The organism is Desulfuromonadaceae bacterium, from assembly GCA_019429445.1.
In the GTDB taxonomy this organism is placed as follows: Bacteria; Desulfobacterota; Desulfuromonadia; order Desulfuromonadales; family JAHYIW01; genus JAHYIW01.
The window spans coordinates 35,758-51,450 of sequence record JAHYIW010000015.1; the positions used below are offsets into that span (position 1 = coordinate 35,758).

Sequence of the window (15,693 nt, forward strand, 5' to 3'; positions counted from 1 at the left end):
TCACCTTCAGGCGTGGCCAAGATGCTCAAGCGCCCGTTCAAGCTCGTCATCGGACGGCGTGACGCCATGGTAGCTGGCCTTGTGCTCAAAAAACGGCACGCCTTTCCCCTTGACTGTCCGCGCGACAATCATGGTTGGCTGACCGGCGGTCTGTTCCGCTGCGTCGAATGCCTGTATAAGCGCGGCAAAATCATGTCCGTCAACCTCCACAACGTGCCAGTTGAAGGCGAGAAATTTCGCGCCGAGCGGCGCGATGTTCATCACGTCAGCGACATTGCCGTCGATCTGCAAACCATTTTGATCGACAATCGCACAGAGGTTGTCGAGCCGATAATGCGCGGCGGCCAGCGCGGCCTCCCAGACCTGACCTTCCTGCATTTCGCCATCCCCGAGCAGCACATAGGTGCGCGAGTTGCGCCCGGCAAGACGGTTTGCGAGTGCCAGCCCAACCGCCTGGGAGATCCCCTGCCCCAGCGAACCGGTACAGACATCAACGCCAGGAGTCTTGTTCATGTCGGGATGCCCTTGCAGATGGCTGCCGAGGCGGCGCAACGTTTGCAGATCCTCACGCGGGAAATATCCGGCGGCGGCCAGACAGGCATAGAGGGCTGGAGCAGCGTGCCCTTTGGAGAGCACAAAGCGATCCCGCTCAGGCCATGCGGGGTTGGTCGGATCGTGTCGCAGCCGCTGGAAATAGAGCGCCGTCAGCACATCAATGGCCGACAGACTGCCGCCGGTGTGTCCCGACCCGGCGGTGTTCAACATCTTTAAAATTTCAACCCTCAAACTACGGGCCTGCTCTTCCAGCGTGCGCAACAGCGCGTCGTCGCTCATCTTTGATTCATTCCTCGGTTTGCGTCCCCGCCACAGCGGTGGACGATTATCGAACGGTTATTTATCCTCACCGACCAGATAGGAGAGGATGAGGTCATCGAGACTGGGAGCTTTTGCCCGGTTCACTCCGGGCGAGGCGCCAAGAGCTGGCGGCGGCACGGGTGCGGAAACGACAACCCGGGGGGGCAGCGGCTCGTCCGGGAGTGGTGCGCCGGGCGTTTCGGGTGCCTCCGCCACAGCGGATGCTTCAACGTCAACGGCGGGCAATCCGCCACCGTAGCGCTTGGCGATCACGGCGTCAAATTCGCCCCCCTTGAGTCGGCGCAGCATCTCCTTATGTTGTTCCTTCATCAGGTCCTCAACGACCTGTTCCAGCCTGTCGACCTTGATGATATCGGCGTAGCTGGTCTTTTTGGACGCCAGAATATTTCCACCACGGTACAACAGGGTAATAATATGTGGAGTGGCGCGTCCACTATCCTCGGTCTGAATATGGTAGACCGCGCCCTTGTAACTGAAATTGTGATTAAACCCGACAACCATCCGCGACAATCACCCCGGCAAAATTAAGTTAATAGCGCATTTTGGCACAGAGCCATCTTCGGTGCAAGACTTCTTGCGCCCTCAGCCCCGATGTTCCAGCAGTTTTTTTACCTTGGCAACCGCCTCAAGGGCATCGCGGGCATACAGATCGGCGCCGATCCGCTCTGCATAATCCTGGGAAACAACCGCCCCGCCGATCATGGTGAACACCTCGACCCCGGCAGCCCGTAACCGCTCAACCACCACGTCCATCTGCGCAATCGTCGTGGTCATCAGGGCGGAGAGACCAACCGCATCGACAGCGTGCTCCTGTGCCGCGGCAACAATCCGGTCGGCAGCAACGTTCTTCCCCAGATCGATCACCTCGAAGCCGTGATTTTCGAGCAAAGTACACACAATATTCTTGCCGATGTCATGGATATCCCCTTCAACCGTTGCCATCAGGATGCGTCCGCGGCTGGGCATGTCCTCACCCTGCATTGCTTCCTTGATGCGCGCAAAGGCGCGGTGCATGGTCTCTGCGGAACGCATCACCTGGGGCAGAAACACCTGGCCGCTGCCAAACCGCCGTCCCACCTCTTCGAGACCGGGGAGCAACCCTTCATTGCTGATTTCAAGCGGCTTCAACCCGTCCCCAAGAGCCTGCTCGACCAGCGCGACAATCCCCTCTTCATCACCGCCGATGATGGCCTGCGCCAGTTGTTCACGAATCGCTGCCGGGGCATCACCCAGGTTTGTCGGCGGCGCGACAAGGGCATCAGCATAGTGGGCAATATAGGCGCTGGAATCGATATCCTTGCCGAGCAGCACCATCGCCGCGCGAAAGGCATCCATCATGCGTGCATCTTTCGGGTTGATGATTGCGGCATCAAGTCCCGCCTCCAGTGCCATGGCAAAAAAACTCGCCGAAAGGATCGGTCGCGCGGGAAGGCCGAAGGAAATATTACTCACCCCCAGAACCGTCGACAAATCAAGCTCGGCACGCACCCGGCGAATAGCCTTTAACGTTTCCACCGCCCGCTTCTGTTCCGCGGAAACGGTCAGGGTCAAGCAATCGATGACGATATCCGCGGCGGGAATACCTTCGGCCAGCGCCCGTTCCTTGATCTTGCGGGCTACCGCCAGACGACCGGCGGCGGTCTCCGGAATCCCCTGCTCATCAAGCGCCAGGCCGATGATTGCGGCACCGTATTTGCGCGCCAGCGGCAGAATTTTCGCGAGACTTTTCTCTTCACCACTCACGGAATTGATCAGCACCTTGCCATCGGCGGCCTGCAAGCCCCGTTCGAGCGCCGTCGGGTCGGAAGAATCAAGGACCAGCGGGGTCGCCACTGCGCCGCCCAGCGCAAAGACCGCGCGCTCCAACGCCAGCGGTTCATCAACCCCCGGCGCACCGCAATTGACATCGAGCAGGGTTGCCCCGCAGGCGCTCTGTTCCTTCCCTTCACGCCGCACGTAGGCAGTTTTTCCTTCGTGCAACTCGGCACTGTACCCTTTTTTTCCGGTCGGGTTGATCCGCTCACCGATGATCGCGCAGGGCGCCGCCGCACCGAGTGCTGTCACGGCGGTCCGGCTGGACAGGTAGCAGGTTGTGCGCGGCGGCGCAACCCAGTGCTGGTCAAGAGGGGTCAAAGCAATTTTGATGGCGCGAATATGGTCCGGAGTGGTTCCGCAGCAACCGCCGATAACCCGTACCCCCAGGGCGATCATGCGCTGGTGATAGACCGTCATCTCTTCCGGCGAGGCCGGGAAAATTGTTTCGCCATCGCGAAGTACAGGCAACCCCGCGTTCGCCTGCGAGATCAACGGACGTGCACTGACGGTGCGCATCTTGCTGAGTACGTCATAAATTCCGTCCGGCCCGAGGCCGCAGTTCGAGCCGATGACGTCCGCACCGAGAGCATCGAGGGTGACAATGGCCGCCTCCGGTGAGGTGCCGAGTACCGACCGGCCATTATCCTCAAACGTCATCATCGCAACGACTGGCAGGGTCGAGTATTCCTTACACGCGACCAGGGCGGCCTTCAGCTCACGGATATCAAGAAACGTTTCGAGGCTGATCAGATCGGCTCCCGCCGCGGCAAAAGCGCGCACCTGCTCGGCAAAGATCTCGACCATCGCAGTAAAGGCGGTCTCGCCGACCGGCGCGACGAAGAGCCCGGTCGGACCGATCGAAGCCCCCACCAGCACCCCTTCACCCCCCGCGCGGCGGGCAATCTCCACTCCGGCGCGATTGATCTCGGCGACCCGGTCGTCCAGCCCGTAATGGGCCAGCTTCACCCGACTGCCACCAAAGGTATTCGTTACCAGAATATCCGCACCGGCTGCGGCATACAGGCTGTGGACCGCGGCAACGACCTCCGGTCTGGTCAGGTTCAGTTCCTCGGGGCTCTGACCGGGTTCCAGACCACGGGCCTGCAACATCGTTCCCATCGCGCCATCGAGGACCAGAACCCGTTCTGCCATTGCTTCCAGAAATCGGCTCATCGCGTTTCTCCTCCGCCGTGTTTTTCGATTAATTCGCCAACCGCGTCGGTAGAAACGGCGTCGGCGGAATTTTCAACATAGCTGAAATCGACCGCAATCGGCCGCCGCAGGTCAACATGCCCCTTAATTGTTTCAACATCATTCCCTTCAACCAGAATACGGATCTGGCGAACATAGGGAAAATTGACCGCCAATGAATCAACCAGGGCATAAACCGTCAACAGTTCACTGACCGACCCCCCGGGATGCGCGGCGATAAACTCCCGGCTGAAATCGAGCATGGCCACACTCTCGTGCAGTTCCAGCTGGAGCAGACGGGCGCTTTCCGGCAGCACGCGTAACAACTCCGGATTCACCGGACCGGCAATCAGCGCCGCGACGACGCCGCACAGGTTCACGCTATCATTCACATCTTGCGGTAACAGCCGGGGTTCAGCGCTCAGCCTCCCTGCGGGGGTAGCAAAATAGAGGATTAATTCATGTTCGGGCAGTGCCTTGACGGTGTCAACCGGAGGTACCGGCGGGGCAGCGGGCGGAGACAGGCGGAGCCACCCCCAGAGTGCGAGCGCGGCAATGGCGAGGATGACGATCAAGAACGGTCCATTACGCCGCCGGGAGGTGAGCAGAGACCGCAATGGTGTTTTTTCTTTGGCCATAAGCTACTCCGTTATTTCGCTTTTGTCATCGAGATGAGCCAGTTCGACATGGGTCACATTGGCCAGCCCGGCGCCAAAGAACGCGCCACCGACGCGCTGAAAACGCTCCGGGGTATCGGTAACGCAAAACCGCGTGGTCCCCGTCCCCGGCGTGGTCCGCAGCTGCTTGTTGGCCGCCAGGATTGCCGCGACCCGGCGTGCAGTTTCTTGCGCCGAATCGACCAGGGTGATCTTCTCCCCGACCACCTCTTGCAGGGTCTTTTTTAATAACGGGTAGTGGGTGCAACCGAGAACCAGCGTATCGACACCATCACCACACAGCGGTGCCAGATATTCCACTGCCGTCATGCGGGTCACCGGGTGAGTGGTCCAGCCCTCTTCCGCCAGCGGCACAAAGAGCGGACAGGCGACACTGTAAACGATCAGTGCCTCATCCAAAGATTTGAGGGTCTGTTCGTAAGCGCCACTGCGGATCGTTCCCTCCGTCCCGATCACCGCAACCTTGCGGGTGCGGCTGACCTCACAGGCACGCCGCGCGCCCGGCTCGATCACCCCGACGACCGGGAGATGAAAGCGGTCCACCAGCGCTGGCAGGGCCACTGACGAGGCCGTATTGCAGGCCACCACGAGCATTTTCACCCCGTGTCGATGGAGAAAATCACCAGCTTCCAGCGAATATTGCAACACCCGGTGCGCGCTTTTGGACCCGTAGGGAACGCGGGCGGTATCACCGAGGTAGATCAGGTCTTCCTGCGGCAGCAGTTGCCGGATCGCCTTGAGGACCGTCAACCCTCCGACCCCTGAATCAAAAACTCCGACCGCCCGCTTTGCCATCGTAAAGGCCTTATCTGTCCGCAATGTACAAGCTGCTCGTTAAACGAGTGATGATAGGAAATCACGGCAATCAATGTCAATCTTTTCCGCAGCGAAACCCGTTTTTTGTGTTTTTTGTTTATCATCAAAGAAAGATGGGCTACAATACGCCGTGCTGGTTCTTGCAATTCACACCAGCCATTATTCCGTCACCGGAGTTCATCAATGAACACTGAGAGCTTTATCGAACTATTACAAAACTTCAAGAGTGACCGCATCATCGAAACCCTGGAGCAGCTCAACCTTGACGAGTGGATTCATAACCCCTGGTTTCTCGGTGGCGTTGGCGTTTTTGCACTGACCGCGCTGTTCATGAAGTGGCGCTTGCTGCTGGCGACGGTTGTCGGCATCGTCGGCATGGCCGGTCTTTTACAGTACACGCTTGAGCAGGGGACCGAGCTCACTTCGCTGGGCAACCAGAGCCTCATCATTTTTATCGGTGGTGGTCTCTTGATCACCATCATCTTCATCTACCTGGTTGTCATCAAGTCAGACTGACTTTGTCACCACCGGCATCTTTTCATTCAGTCATCCGGAGGCATTCATGTCCATAAAAAAACGCGACTGGCTTTTTGTCGCCCTGATCATCATCGTCGTCGGTTTTTTCATCGCCATCTCCGGCGAAGAAAAAACCACCAAAGTTCCCCGCGATGAAACGCACCTCAAATTCCAGTCAATGGTTGAACAGGACGGAAAAAAAGCCACCGAAAAATTCTGCAAAGAGTGCCACAACCCTGACCAGATCGCTCTCTCGGCGGCACATCCGCCACCATTTCGCTGCCTTTTCTGTCACAAGTTCTGAGTCGTTGCGCAGCCTCATCGCTCTTAGCTGACGCCCGGTTACCGTAGCCACCATCCATCCACATAGGGCGACTGTGTATCACCACAGTCACCCTATGTGATCCAGTTCGCAGTGCCATCATTATCCCGAACATCCCCCCCTCTGCGCAACTCAAGCCGCGCCGTTAAAATTTGATGAAAATCCATTCTTCTGGATAAATGATGCAAATTCAAACACTTGGACAAAAACCCATGAATCGGAATTTTGGCACTTATATTGCTTTCTGCCGGACCGGAACAACAATTATCTTCTTCAGGAGGTTTTTTGACTGATGCGGCACGACACAAATGAAAAAAACAGCGTGGTGGGAAAAATTGATTACCTGCTCTATCTGCTCGCCGGTGGGGTTCTGGTCATCATGAGTTTTTCATTCTTACTCTGGTTGCGCTTCTAACCATTAACCATCGCACCTGGAGCCCGTCACATACCGTACTGTCTGCCCTTGGGCCACATTGCGGCGCAGCGGTAACTTCCGCGGCTTTTATAAACCGCGAAGTAACACCTCCGCAGCATAGGGTTCCGCCCGTTGCGCCAACTCCTGAAGCCGCGCGGCCGGATACGCCGCGACAGCATGCCACTGCGCATCGAGCGCGTGTTCCGGTACAAATTGCTGCAACGCCCAGCGCCGTGCCCCGTTGATTGTTTTACCGAGGGTGTCAATTGTCTCTGCATCGATCCAGCCGGGAACACAGGTGGTGCGAAATTCATAATCGACCCCGGACGCCATCAGCATTGTTACCCCTCCCGCAAAGGACTGAATGTCACCCCCCTCACCACCAAGTTCGCCATAACGCTCGGGGAGCGTTTTCAGATCGACGGCGACATAGTCCAGCAACCCTTCCGCCAGCGCCGCTTTCAGCACCGCCGGGCGCAAGCCGTTGGTGTCGAGCTTGATCTGCAACCCCAACGCACGAATTTCGCGCAACAGTGGCAACAGACCTGGCGCCAGCGTTGGCTCCCCACCGGAAATGACAACCCCGTCAATAAACTTGCGCCGCCGGCGCAAATTGTTCAGCAGCTCATCCTCGGGGTAGTCGGGGAGTTCATCCGGCGCATCAATCAGTTGTGGATTATGGCAGTAAGGACAACGCAGATTGCACCCGCCATAAAAAACCAGCGCGGCAATCCGCCCCGGAAAGTCGAGCAGACTGGTGCCTTGAAAACCTTTGATTGTCAACCGTTACTCCCGTTCCGCACTGACCGTGAACTCCTTGCGCTCTTTGAACTCTTCTTTTTTCCCCTTGTTCCACTGCTGCACCGGCCTGAAAAAACCGCAGACCCGCGAGTAAACTTCCGTTTTTTCCTTACATTTGGTGGGCATTTAAACGTCTCCTTTGAGCGTTGCAGATAGTCACGCCGCCTCCCCCGCATGGGGATGTGGGCAGGCAAAATGTTCCCCCGGAATATAACCGTGCTCCGGACAAATTGTGAACGTGGGACTGAGCGTAAAGTAGGGTAGCCGGAAATTCTCGGCAATGCGCCGCACCAGCAGGCGGGCGCCGCGCCAGTCGTCAATGCGCTCGCCGAGGAAGCCGTGAAAGACCGTCCCGCCAGTGTAGCGGGTTTGCAGATCGTCCTGGTGACTCAACGCCTCAAAAATATCGTCAGTGCAGCCGACCGGCAGTTGCGATGAGTTGGTATAGTAGGGCGTTTCACCACCGGCGGTGATGATGTCGGCATAGCGATCACGATCCAGTCGCGCCAGACGGTAACTGGTCCCCTCTCCCGGCGTTGCTTCCAGATTGTAGAGCTGCCCCGATTCTTCCTGATAGCGCAGCAACTCGTTGCGCATCCGGTCGAGCGTTTCGGTCGCCAGTGCCTTGCCAGCGACGCCGTCGATCCCCTCACCGACCAGCGCCCGGCACGCCTCGTTCATGCCGATCAGGCCGATGGTCGAAAAGTGATTGTCCCAGAAACGTCCACTGCGGGCGAAGATACCAGCGAGATAGAATTTGCTGTACGGGTACAGCCCCTGCGCGGTAAAACGCTCCAGCTGCTTACGCTTGATCTCCAGCGATTCGCGTGCCCACCCCATCAATGTGGAAATGCGCGCGAAGAACGCCTCCCGGTTTTCCGCCTCGTAGGCAGCACGCGGCAGATTGAGCGTCACCACTCCGATTGACCCGGTCAACGGATTCGAGCCAAAGAGGCCGCCACCGCGCCGCCGCAATTCCCGATTGTCAAGCCGTAACCGGCAACACATCGAGCGCGCATCTTCCGGATCCATATCGGAATTGATAAAGTTGGAAAAATAGGGGATGCCATACTTCGCGGTCATCTCCCAGATTGGCCGGTAACGCTCGTCCTCCCAGTCAAAATCCCGGGAGATATTATAGGTCGGGATCGGGAAGGAGAAGATCCGTCCGGAGGCATCCCCCGCCATCATCACTTCACAAAAAGCCTGGTTGAACAGATCCATCTCGGCCTGATAATCGGCGTAGGTGGTATCCTGCAACTCCCCGCCGATCACCACCGCCTCATCGCGCATATTCGAGGGGGGTGCCATATCGAGGGTGATATTGGTAAAGGGGGTTTGAAAACCAACCCGCGTCGGCACATTCATGTTGAAGATGAACTCCTGCAACGACTGTTTGACCTCTGCGTAACTCAGCCCGTCATTGCGAATGAAGGGGGCGAGGAGCGTATCGAAATTGGCAAACGCCTGGGCCCCCGCCGCCTCTCCCTGCAAGGTGTAAAAGAAGTTGACCACCTGCCCGAGGGCGGTACGAAAACGTCGCGCCGGGGCGCTCTGCACTTTACCGAAGGCCCCGGTAAACCCTTTCATCAGCAGATCTTTCAGATCCCAGCCGCAGCAGTAAACGGACAGCATCCCCAGATCATGGACATGAAAATCGCCGTCGCGGTGCGCCTTGCCGATGTAGTCAGGATAGATTTTGTTCAGCCAGTAGTTGCTGGTAATATTGGCCGCGATGTGATTATTCAGCCCCTGCAGCGAGTACCCCATATTGGCATTTTCATTGACCCGCCAGTCCTCCTGGGAGAGGTAGGAATCGACCGCCTCGATCGACTCCTTGATAAATTCTTCGGTACTCCGCAACGCCTCATGCTGCTTGCGGTAAAGGATATAGCCCTTGGCGACCTTGGCGTGGCCGTTTTCGATGAGAATCTTTTCCAGCAGATCCTGCACATTTTCGACCGTCGGCACGCGATCGCCCTTGTAGAGAACATCGAGAATGCCGCACACCTGGCCGCAGATTATCTCGACTTTCGCCATATCGGCACCACCAACGGCACGTACAGCTTTTTTAAGTGCGGCGGAAATCTTCTCGCGCTCGAACGGCACCAGGCGACCATCTCTTTTGCGAATAAATTCAATCATCAACATCCTCCACGACAGACACGTAAACCAGCCAGAAATCTATCATAGAGGAATCTGGAGTCAAGTTAAAAAACACAATATATAGTGCAACTATTCACACAAGTGGTACCACATCTTGTTTTTACTGTGGGAAACCGGTGGACAAGTGCGTGACGGACTGTGGATATCTTGACCGCTTGCAGAGCCTGTGTTAAAGATTACGCTGACTTACAAAGACAAGGAGTCTACCGATGAGTGATCTGGCCCGCTTCGGGATATCGATCGACGAACAACTGCTTCAGCGTTTTGACGCACTGATCAGCAACAAGGGCTACGACAATCGTTCCGAGGCGATCCGTGATCTGATTCGTGCCACGCTGGTTGAAGAGCAATGGGCACGGGACGACCAGGAAACGGTCGGCACCGTTACCCTGGTCTACGCTCATCACACTCGCGACCTCGCTGACAAACTCACTGAACACCAGCACTCTCACCACGATGCCATCATCTCGGTGCTGCACGTCCACCTCGATGCGCACCATTGTCTCGAAGTCGTGGTGGTCAAAAGTACCGCGAAGATGGTCAGAAAAATCGCCGACGAACTGATCGGTGCCAAAGGGGTCAAGCACGGCAAGCTGGTCACCTCGACCACCGGCAAGGATCTGGGCTGACCGCCCCCCACCCGCTCAAGAATCACGGATCTATTGGATGACCAACCGCTGGCGACCATACCGCGACCGTGACGCCCTCAAAATACTGATCGGCGGGATGCTCGGACTGGTCGTGGCGATGGGGATCGGGCGCTTTGTCTTTACCCCGATTCTGCCCCTGATGCAACGCGACCTGGCGATGAGCAATACCGTGGCCGGCTGGCTGGCGGGGCTCAACTATCTCGGCTATCTCGTTGGCGCCGTCGCCTGCACTGTCGCCCCGCAGCTGCTGCGCTCGCGCCTGATCACTGGCGGGGCACTGCTGACCAGCATTGCCACCACCTTCTGGATGGGGTACACGCTGACGGTTTTCTGGTGGGGAACATTGCGCCTGTTTGGCGGTCTCGCCAGCGCCATCCTGTTTATCGTCATCAGCGTCGAAGTCAGCGAAGCCCTTACCCGGCGCAATTACGGCCACTGGGTCGGCAGTCTCTATGGCGGCGTCGGACTCGGCATTGTCCTGTGCGGACTGATGGTTCCGCAACTGGATCAGTTAGGCGGCTGGGATGCCACCTGGGTCGGCAGCGGCATCATCGCCGCGCTGCTATCAGCACTCGGCATCATGCTCGGCCGCAGACGCGAACTGATCGAGCCAATTCATGTCTCCAGACCTGCGGCGAGCGGCACCTTGCGCGGGCTCACCCTGCTGGCCGCCGCCTACTTTTGCGAAGGGCTGGGCTACGTCGTCACCGCGACCTTCATTGTCGCCATCATTACCCACACGCCGGGGCTCGAAAGTTTTGCGCCCTACAGCTGGGTCGCGGTCGGCTGCGCCGCGATTCCGTCGACCATCCTCTGGCCCTGCCTTGCCCGGCACGTCGGCAATCGCCCGGCGCTGCTCACGGCCTACAGCGTCCAGGCCGCAGGCATCCTGGTCAGCATCGGCGCCACCTCGGTTGTCGCCGTCATCTTCAGCGCCCTGACCTTCGGCGGCACCTTTATGGGGATCGTGGCGATGACGCTGGGGGAAGGGAACCGCCGGATGGGAGCGGGCGGGCGGCGGGCAGCGGCATTACTGACCGCCGCTTTCAGCGTTGGTCAGATGCTCGGCCCGATCCTTGCCGGGGTGCTGGCCGACCGGCAGGCGGGGTTCACTCTGCCGCTGCTGCTGGCGGCGGGATGCGTCAGCGGCGGAGCATTACTGGTGGCACTCGATCGCGGTTATCGGCATTGAAAATTTTGCTGGCAGGCTTGATGCTATTCCGTGTTATCGGGGGCGGAGCCGCCCCCGGCATTGATTTTCTCGTAGAGTTCGATCTGCTCGGCCATGCTCAGCTTGCGCCGGCAACCGGTTGACGCACGCAGACACAGCCGACAGCGGTCGTCACCGCACCACTGGCACATTTTACAATCAGGGCAGGGATGTTTCTTGTCCATAGCTAATCCTCTGCCTTCAGTCTAACGCCAGGGGAAGATCGCGCGCAAGGGACAAAATCTTGACTTCTTATGCAAGGAAAGCCCCTGCAACCATATCATCAGCGCAGCCAGCCCTGTGGGAGTGGCTTTCTTTTGTGGGAGCGGCTTTCAGCTGCGAAGCCTTTGGCTGAAGCTGGAAGCCTCTTCGCGGCTGAAAGCCGCTCCCACAGTAAACCCGATATCCGTGTAACGAATGCGCCCCACAGGAACAAGGATTTTGCGTACGCCGGCGGCAAGTCGTCCAGAATAATATCATCTAAACATTATTTATTTTGTTGATTTATATTATCTGCATGTTATAAGAATAGGTAGAATGTAACAATATAAGGGTTATCTATGCAGTCAAAACATCGTCGCACCATGCGCGACCAGCTCGATAAGTCATTTTCACAACTGGGCAGCCTCAAAACCCTGCAACCACCCGTCAAGGGCTGGTTGCGCTCGATTCGTGAGGCTTTGGGCATGTCCGGCAAACAGCTGGGCGAACGTTTGCAGGTCAGTCAGCCGCGCATCGTGCAGCTGGAGAAGGATGAGCTTGCAGGTGCCCTGACCTTGAAGACCCTGCGCCTGGCCGCTGAAGCGATGGACTGTGTCTTTGTCTATGCCGTGGTTCCACGGACCAGCCTCAAAGAGACCCTTCGGCAGCACGCCAGGATCGTTGCCGCAAAGCGTCTTTCCCGAACATCACATACCATGCTCCTGGAAGACCAGGGGGTGTCGAATGATGAACAGCAAAAAATGTTCGAGGATAAGGTGGAAGATCTGATGCGCGACATTCCCAGCGATTTCTGGTCTGACAAAGGATGAATTTTGATTACCCCGCAGGGGCCACACCGATTGATCTTGATGAGGCTCAAGGGCTTTTGATTCCGCACATCCGTACGCGAGCAGAGCTTGACCGATGGGAGCAGGAGAATATTTCCGAAGCAGAAGATGCCGTACTCAGGCGCAAGCAAAAAAATATTCTGACCGATAAATACGCGCGCAATCTGCACAAGAAAATGTTCGGCACCGTCTGGCGCTGGGCGGGGGACTTTCGTCGCAGTCAAAAAAATATCGGCATTGAATGGATGCAGGTGCCGGTCGCGCTGCATCAGCTGTTTCAGGATGTCAAAGGCTGGCTGGAGTATAGTTCCTATCCTCCGGATGAAATAGCTGCCAGGTTCCATCATCGTCTGGTCGCCATTCATGCCTTTGCGAATGGTAATGGCCGCCATGCCCGGCTGATGACCGATGTACTGCTGGTACATCTGCTCGGGCAAAAACGTTTCAGCTGGGGGCAGGAGAATCTGACCACTGCTGGTGAGTGCCGCCGCAGATACATTGCAGCCCTGCAAGCCGCAGATCGTCATGACTATGGCCCATTGCTGGCCTTTGTTCGTTCGTGAATTTATTCACACTTTCGGCACATTGATGACGATATCAGGCTGTCCATCGCGTAGCACGAAGACGATCAGCCCCGCATCCGCCAGTCTGACGGCTCAACAGGTCGCCAATCACCCCAGCGTTCGCCGCATCCTCTCCATGTAGGCTTCGAACATAAAATCATTCTGTTCCCGCATTCGGCGTCGCACCCGCACCAGTTCACGATCATTGCGAAACGCGGTGCGCAGGTACTCGGCATAGCGTAAATCATCGAACCAGAGCCGGGCTACTGGCTGGCTGTGGGCGGCGTGAGCGTCGTCGAGGGCCTGAACAAAAGCGGCGCGATCGGTCACAATGTCCTGCAAGGGCAGCGCGAACTCTCCCTGCAGCCAGCCCCAGACCGGCAGCCAGGCGGGCAGAGCCTCGGCGCTGAAGTCGTGCTCCTCGTTTTCCAAAGAGCCGAGCAGATCTTGAATCAACGGGCTGAGCTGCGACTCGAAGTCAACCTCTTGTGGCCCTTCGATGAAAGCGGCAAGATAAGCGCTCTGCGCCAGATTCAGATCACCCTGACGGGTCAGGGCAGCGCCGCGCCAGGCCAGAAAGCGCCCACGCTCGCTGATTCCAGCATCCAGCGCGCGGCCAAACCAATACGCGGCTTCGGCGCATCGACCAGCGTCCAGCAGCAGCGTGCCCAAATGGAACTGCGGGGGGCGATAGATCAGCTCGGGGGACGGCAAGCGGCACAAATTGTCAACCAGCAGATGGAGCAAAGAAACCGCGAGGGCAGGCGGTGTTTCCGGCGTCAGATTCAGCCACAGGCTATGGATCCCCTCGACACTGGAGACCGCAGTATGAAAGAGACTCAGCCTCTCGTGCCAGGCCGCGACCTGCTGCCGCAAGGCGAGCAGCTCGGCATCATCCGGCTCATCGATCAGCAGCGCGGCATAGACGGCAAGGGCGTCCTCCAGACGCAGGGCGCGCAGCAGCTCGTCGGCGTCGTTAAGGCGGATCGTGCGACGGTTGTCACAAAAGAGATCAAGTTGCATCGACTTGTTCCAGCAGGAAAGGGTTCTGTCAATTATTGTCGCCAGCTCGGGAAATAGTGGTCATTGCTCCCTCCTGTTCTTTTTCAAAACGGTATATCATCCGGACTGGACTCCTTGAACGTTTCGGGCGTTTCAGTTTCTTCGTCCATGTCGCGCTCGTAGAGCACCTCCCACATTTCATTCTGATGCAACCAGAGGGGGTCGGCATTCCTGCAGATAAACTCATCGGCATCCATCCCTTCGACAGTGGGTGGTCGCTTGACGCGTTTCTGCGTCCCGCCGATGAAGATGGTCATGTACTCCTTTTGCCGTCGCTTCTTCGCCGTCTTTTCGGCGGCAGTGCGTTTTCTTTTCGGTATTTCATCTCAAACCCATCTCTACTACCGCTGCTCGATCAGCACCTTCGCGGCGAGCACAGGTTTTTTGTCCATCGGTACACCTCTTTATAGGAATTTATACTGCTTTATACGGCGTTATTCATTGCCATTCGAATAATTTCTTATAAAACCTGGTGGGCTACTGCTGAAAGAGAAGAACAGGGCATATATTCTCACAAAAAACAGTCGACCTCATCACCAATCGCCCCAGCTTCCAGCATCCCACCCTGACCCATAACGCGTTTGTCTTTCCAGAGAACAACCCACGCTCATCCTCCCGATGAAAAGGGCCTGCTTGACGCATTGACGAACACATCACCCCGGAACGACCTGACGCTTCGCTGACATATTTTCGCCACCAGCACAAACACTTGTCGCCAGATGCTGTCAAACCTGTACAACAAAATTACCAGAAAACCGCCATTTCCGCGAGAAAATGGCCATTGGCACCTTTCTTGGATGGGTAACGAGACGGATAATGATGACCAGTAAAAAGAGTCTGTCAACATTCTGTTCCCTGTCATAAAGGATGTGCCATGCCCCGCAAAGCCCTGATCGCTGATGATGAACCGCGTTATCGCGATCTGCTCAAACGTATTTTGGAAAAGAATGGCTATGTCGTCGACCTCGCGGCCTGTGGTGAAACAGCGACGACCCTGTTGCTCGATAATCGTTACAACCTGGTGGTGACCGACCTTGACATGCCCGGTCTCAACGGATTCGACGTGATCGAACTGGTCAAACGCCTGCCGAACACCCCGCCGGTGCTGATGGTTACGGCGCAAAAAACGATGCTTGATGAAGGGTGGAAGCGCCTCGGTGATGTCCAGTGCTTACTCAAACCTTTTTCACTGGAAGATTTTCGGGCCAAAGTCGACATATTGACAAACTCATGGCAACCCTTTGTGAAGTCCGAGTGAAGGACCATCATCCTGGAATACGAAAAAAAATGACTTGCCCGCTTGACAAACAAAACTGATTAAGTTATATTTCAAGCCAACAGGAAAGAGAACCTTCTTCATACCAAACCTCCTTCCACCTTTAGCGCGCTTCGCCGCCCTCCCGGCAAGCGCGCATTTTTTTGTTCTGCCTCCGGAGCCTGTCCGAGAATAAGGGCCGAAGCGAAAATCCAGAAGTTTGATGAGGGCAGATTTTGGCTCGTTTGCAGCCTCATAGCCATAGCTATGGGGCAAAAAGGAGCTGAAATATGAGTCAAACAGCTGGGT

Annotated in this window: 18 protein-coding genes; 7 read left to right on the forward strand and 11 right to left on the reverse strand. The window is 57.0% G+C overall.

Annotated elements, in window-relative coordinates:
* Nucleotides 1-6 precede the first annotated feature (6 nt).
* The 5 genes from K0A93_07740 to murI all read right to left on the reverse strand — a co-directional run bounded on the left by K0A93_07740 (nt 7) and on the right by murI (nt 5,354).
* On the reverse strand, nt 7-834 hold the full coding sequence (locus K0A93_07740) for a transketolase (GenBank protein MBW6511990.1): 828 nt from the start codon (nt 832-834) through the stop codon (nt 7-9).
* Nucleotides 835-891: 57 nt separating this feature from the next.
* Entirely contained in the window at nt 892-1,377 is a 486-nt protein-coding gene (locus K0A93_07745; protein ID MBW6511991.1) for a hypothetical protein, read from the reverse strand.
* Nucleotides 1,378-1,458: 81 nt separating this feature from the next.
* Nucleotides 1,459-3,864, reverse strand: coding sequence for a homocysteine S-methyltransferase family protein (locus K0A93_07750; GenBank protein MBW6511992.1), 2,406 nt, complete (start codon nt 3,862-3,864; stop codon nt 1,459-1,461).
* Nucleotides 3,861-4,520, reverse strand: a complete 660-nt coding sequence (locus tag K0A93_07755) for a GerMN domain-containing protein (GenBank protein MBW6511993.1) — start codon at nt 4,518-4,520, stop codon at nt 3,861-3,863. Before K0A93_07755 ends, K0A93_07750 begins: the two co-directional genes overlap by 4 nt.
* A 3-nt stretch (nt 4,521-4,523) precedes the next feature.
* Nucleotides 4,524-5,354, reverse strand: coding sequence for a glutamate racemase (gene murI / locus K0A93_07760; GenBank protein MBW6511994.1), 831 nt, complete (start codon nt 5,352-5,354; stop codon nt 4,524-4,526).
* 204 nt (nt 5,355-5,558) lie between these two features.
* Between murI and K0A93_07765 the strand changes: the two genes are divergently transcribed.
* A complete protein-coding gene (locus K0A93_07765; protein ID MBW6511995.1) occupies nt 5,559-5,891 on the forward strand; it encodes a hypothetical protein in 333 nt (110 codons plus the stop codon).
* Nucleotides 5,892-5,937: 46 nt separating this feature from the next.
* Nucleotides 5,938-6,195, forward strand: coding sequence for a cytochrome c (locus K0A93_07770; protein MBW6511996.1), 258 nt, complete (start codon nt 5,938-5,940; stop codon nt 6,193-6,195).
* A 520-nt stretch (nt 6,196-6,715) separates the two neighbouring features.
* On the opposite strand, the gene K0A93_07775 is transcribed toward K0A93_07770, so the two are convergent.
* Genes K0A93_07775 through K0A93_07785 form a run of 3 tightly spaced genes read right to left on the reverse strand, consistent with a single transcriptional unit; the run spans nt 6,716 to nt 9,574 of the window.
* On the reverse strand, nt 6,716-7,411 hold the full coding sequence (locus K0A93_07775) for an anaerobic ribonucleoside-triphosphate reductase activating protein (GenBank protein ID MBW6511997.1): 696 nt from the start codon (nt 7,409-7,411) through the stop codon (nt 6,716-6,718).
* A gap of 3 nt (nt 7,412-7,414) precedes the next feature.
* The gene (locus K0A93_07780; protein MBW6511998.1) at nt 7,415-7,555 is read right to left on the reverse strand and encodes an anaerobic ribonucleoside-triphosphate reductase; all 141 of its coding nucleotides are present in this window, start codon (nt 7,553-7,555) and stop codon (nt 7,415-7,417) included.
* 30 nt (nt 7,556-7,585) lie between these two features.
* Entirely contained in the window at nt 7,586-9,574 is a 1,989-nt protein-coding gene (locus K0A93_07785) for a ribonucleoside triphosphate reductase (GenBank protein MBW6511999.1), read from the reverse strand.
* Between the two features lie 230 nt (nt 9,575-9,804).
* Here K0A93_07785 and nikR point away from each other — a divergent pair, with 230 nt between their 5' ends.
* Nucleotides 9,805-10,224 carry a nickel-responsive transcriptional regulator NikR gene (nikR, locus tag K0A93_07790; GenBank protein MBW6512000.1) on the forward strand — a complete coding sequence of 140 codons (420 nt, stop codon included), beginning with the start codon at nt 9,805-9,807 and terminating at the stop codon, nt 10,222-10,224.
* A gap of 37 nt (nt 10,225-10,261) precedes the next feature.
* Nucleotides 10,262-11,437, forward strand: coding sequence for a YbfB/YjiJ family MFS transporter (locus K0A93_07795; protein ID MBW6512001.1), 1,176 nt, complete (start codon nt 10,262-10,264; stop codon nt 11,435-11,437).
* A gap of 23 nt (nt 11,438-11,460) precedes the next feature.
* On the opposite strand, the gene K0A93_07800 is transcribed toward K0A93_07795, so the two are convergent.
* On the reverse strand, nt 11,461-11,640 hold the full coding sequence (locus K0A93_07800) for a hypothetical protein (GenBank protein MBW6512002.1): 180 nt from the start codon (nt 11,638-11,640) through the stop codon (nt 11,461-11,463).
* Nucleotides 11,641-12,015: 375 nt separating this feature from the next.
* On the opposite strand from K0A93_07800, the gene K0A93_07805 reads away from it, so the two are divergent.
* Both K0A93_07805 and K0A93_07810 read left to right on the forward strand, forming a co-directional pair.
* Complete coding sequence (locus K0A93_07805) at nt 12,016-12,486, forward strand: mobile mystery protein A (protein ID MBW6512003.1); 471 nt, start codon at nt 12,016-12,018, stop codon at nt 12,484-12,486.
* Complete coding sequence (locus K0A93_07810) at nt 12,483-13,067, forward strand: mobile mystery protein B (GenBank protein MBW6512004.1); 585 nt, start codon at nt 12,483-12,485, stop codon at nt 13,065-13,067. The genes K0A93_07805 and K0A93_07810 overlap by 4 nt, the downstream gene beginning before the upstream one ends.
* 108 nt (nt 13,068-13,175) lie before the next feature.
* On the opposite strand, the gene K0A93_07815 is transcribed toward K0A93_07810, so the two are convergent.
* Complete coding sequence (locus tag K0A93_07815) at nt 13,176-14,090, reverse strand: hypothetical protein (protein MBW6512005.1); 915 nt, start codon at nt 14,088-14,090, stop codon at nt 13,176-13,178.
* A gap of 83 nt (nt 14,091-14,173) precedes the next feature.
* On the reverse strand, nt 14,174-14,386 hold the full coding sequence (locus K0A93_07820; GenBank protein ID MBW6512006.1) for a hypothetical protein: 213 nt from the start codon (nt 14,384-14,386) through the stop codon (nt 14,174-14,176).
* Nucleotides 14,387-15,003: 617 nt separating this feature from the next.
* Between K0A93_07820 and K0A93_07825 the strand changes: the two genes are divergently transcribed.
* A complete protein-coding gene (locus tag K0A93_07825) occupies nt 15,004-15,387 on the forward strand; it encodes a response regulator (protein MBW6512007.1) in 384 nt (127 codons plus the stop codon).
* The last annotated feature ends 306 nt before the right edge of the window (nt 15,388-15,693 follow it).

Coding starts and splice junctions, on each gene's coding strand:
- K0A93_07740 (MBW6511990.1), bottom strand. CDS start 834: ATGAGCGACGACGCGCTGTTGCGCACGCTGGAAGAGCAGGCCCGTAGT.
- K0A93_07745 (MBW6511991.1), bottom strand. CDS start 1,377: ATGGTTGTCGGGTTTAATCACAATTTCAGTTACAAGGGCGCGGTCTAC.
- K0A93_07750 (MBW6511992.1), bottom strand. CDS start 3,864: ATGAGCCGATTTCTGGAAGCAATGGCAGAACGGGTTCTGGTCCTCGAT.
- K0A93_07755 (MBW6511993.1), bottom strand. CDS start 4,520: ATGGCCAAAGAAAAAACACCATTGCGGTCTCTGCTCACCTCCCGGCGG.
- murI (MBW6511994.1), bottom strand. CDS start 5,354: ATGGCAAAGCGGGCGGTCGGAGTTTTTGATTCAGGGGTCGGAGGGTTG.
- K0A93_07765 (MBW6511995.1), top strand. CDS start 5,559: ATGAACACTGAGAGCTTTATCGAACTATTACAAAACTTCAAGAGTGAC.
- K0A93_07770 (MBW6511996.1), top strand. CDS start 5,938: ATGTCCATAAAAAAACGCGACTGGCTTTTTGTCGCCCTGATCATCATC.
- K0A93_07780 (MBW6511998.1), bottom strand. CDS start 7,555: ATGCCCACCAAATGTAAGGAAAAAACGGAAGTTTACTCGCGGGTCTGC.
- K0A93_07785 (MBW6511999.1), bottom strand. CDS start 9,574: ATGATTGAATTTATTCGCAAAAGAGATGGTCGCCTGGTGCCGTTCGAG.
- nikR (MBW6512000.1), top strand. CDS start 9,805: ATGAGTGATCTGGCCCGCTTCGGGATATCGATCGACGAACAACTGCTT.
- K0A93_07795 (MBW6512001.1), top strand. CDS start 10,262: ATGACCAACCGCTGGCGACCATACCGCGACCGTGACGCCCTCAAAATA.
- K0A93_07800 (MBW6512002.1), bottom strand. CDS start 11,640: ATGGACAAGAAACATCCCTGCCCTGATTGTAAAATGTGCCAGTGGTGC.
- K0A93_07805 (MBW6512003.1), top strand. CDS start 12,016: ATGCAGTCAAAACATCGTCGCACCATGCGCGACCAGCTCGATAAGTCA.
- K0A93_07810 (MBW6512004.1), top strand. CDS start 12,483: ATGAATTTTGATTACCCCGCAGGGGCCACACCGATTGATCTTGATGAG.
- K0A93_07815 (MBW6512005.1), bottom strand. CDS start 14,090: ATGCAACTTGATCTCTTTTGTGACAACCGTCGCACGATCCGCCTTAAC.
- K0A93_07820 (MBW6512006.1), bottom strand. CDS start 14,386: ATGACCATCTTCATCGGCGGGACGCAGAAACGCGTCAAGCGACCACCC.
- K0A93_07825 (MBW6512007.1), top strand. CDS start 15,004: ATGCCCCGCAAAGCCCTGATCGCTGATGATGAACCGCGTTATCGCGAT.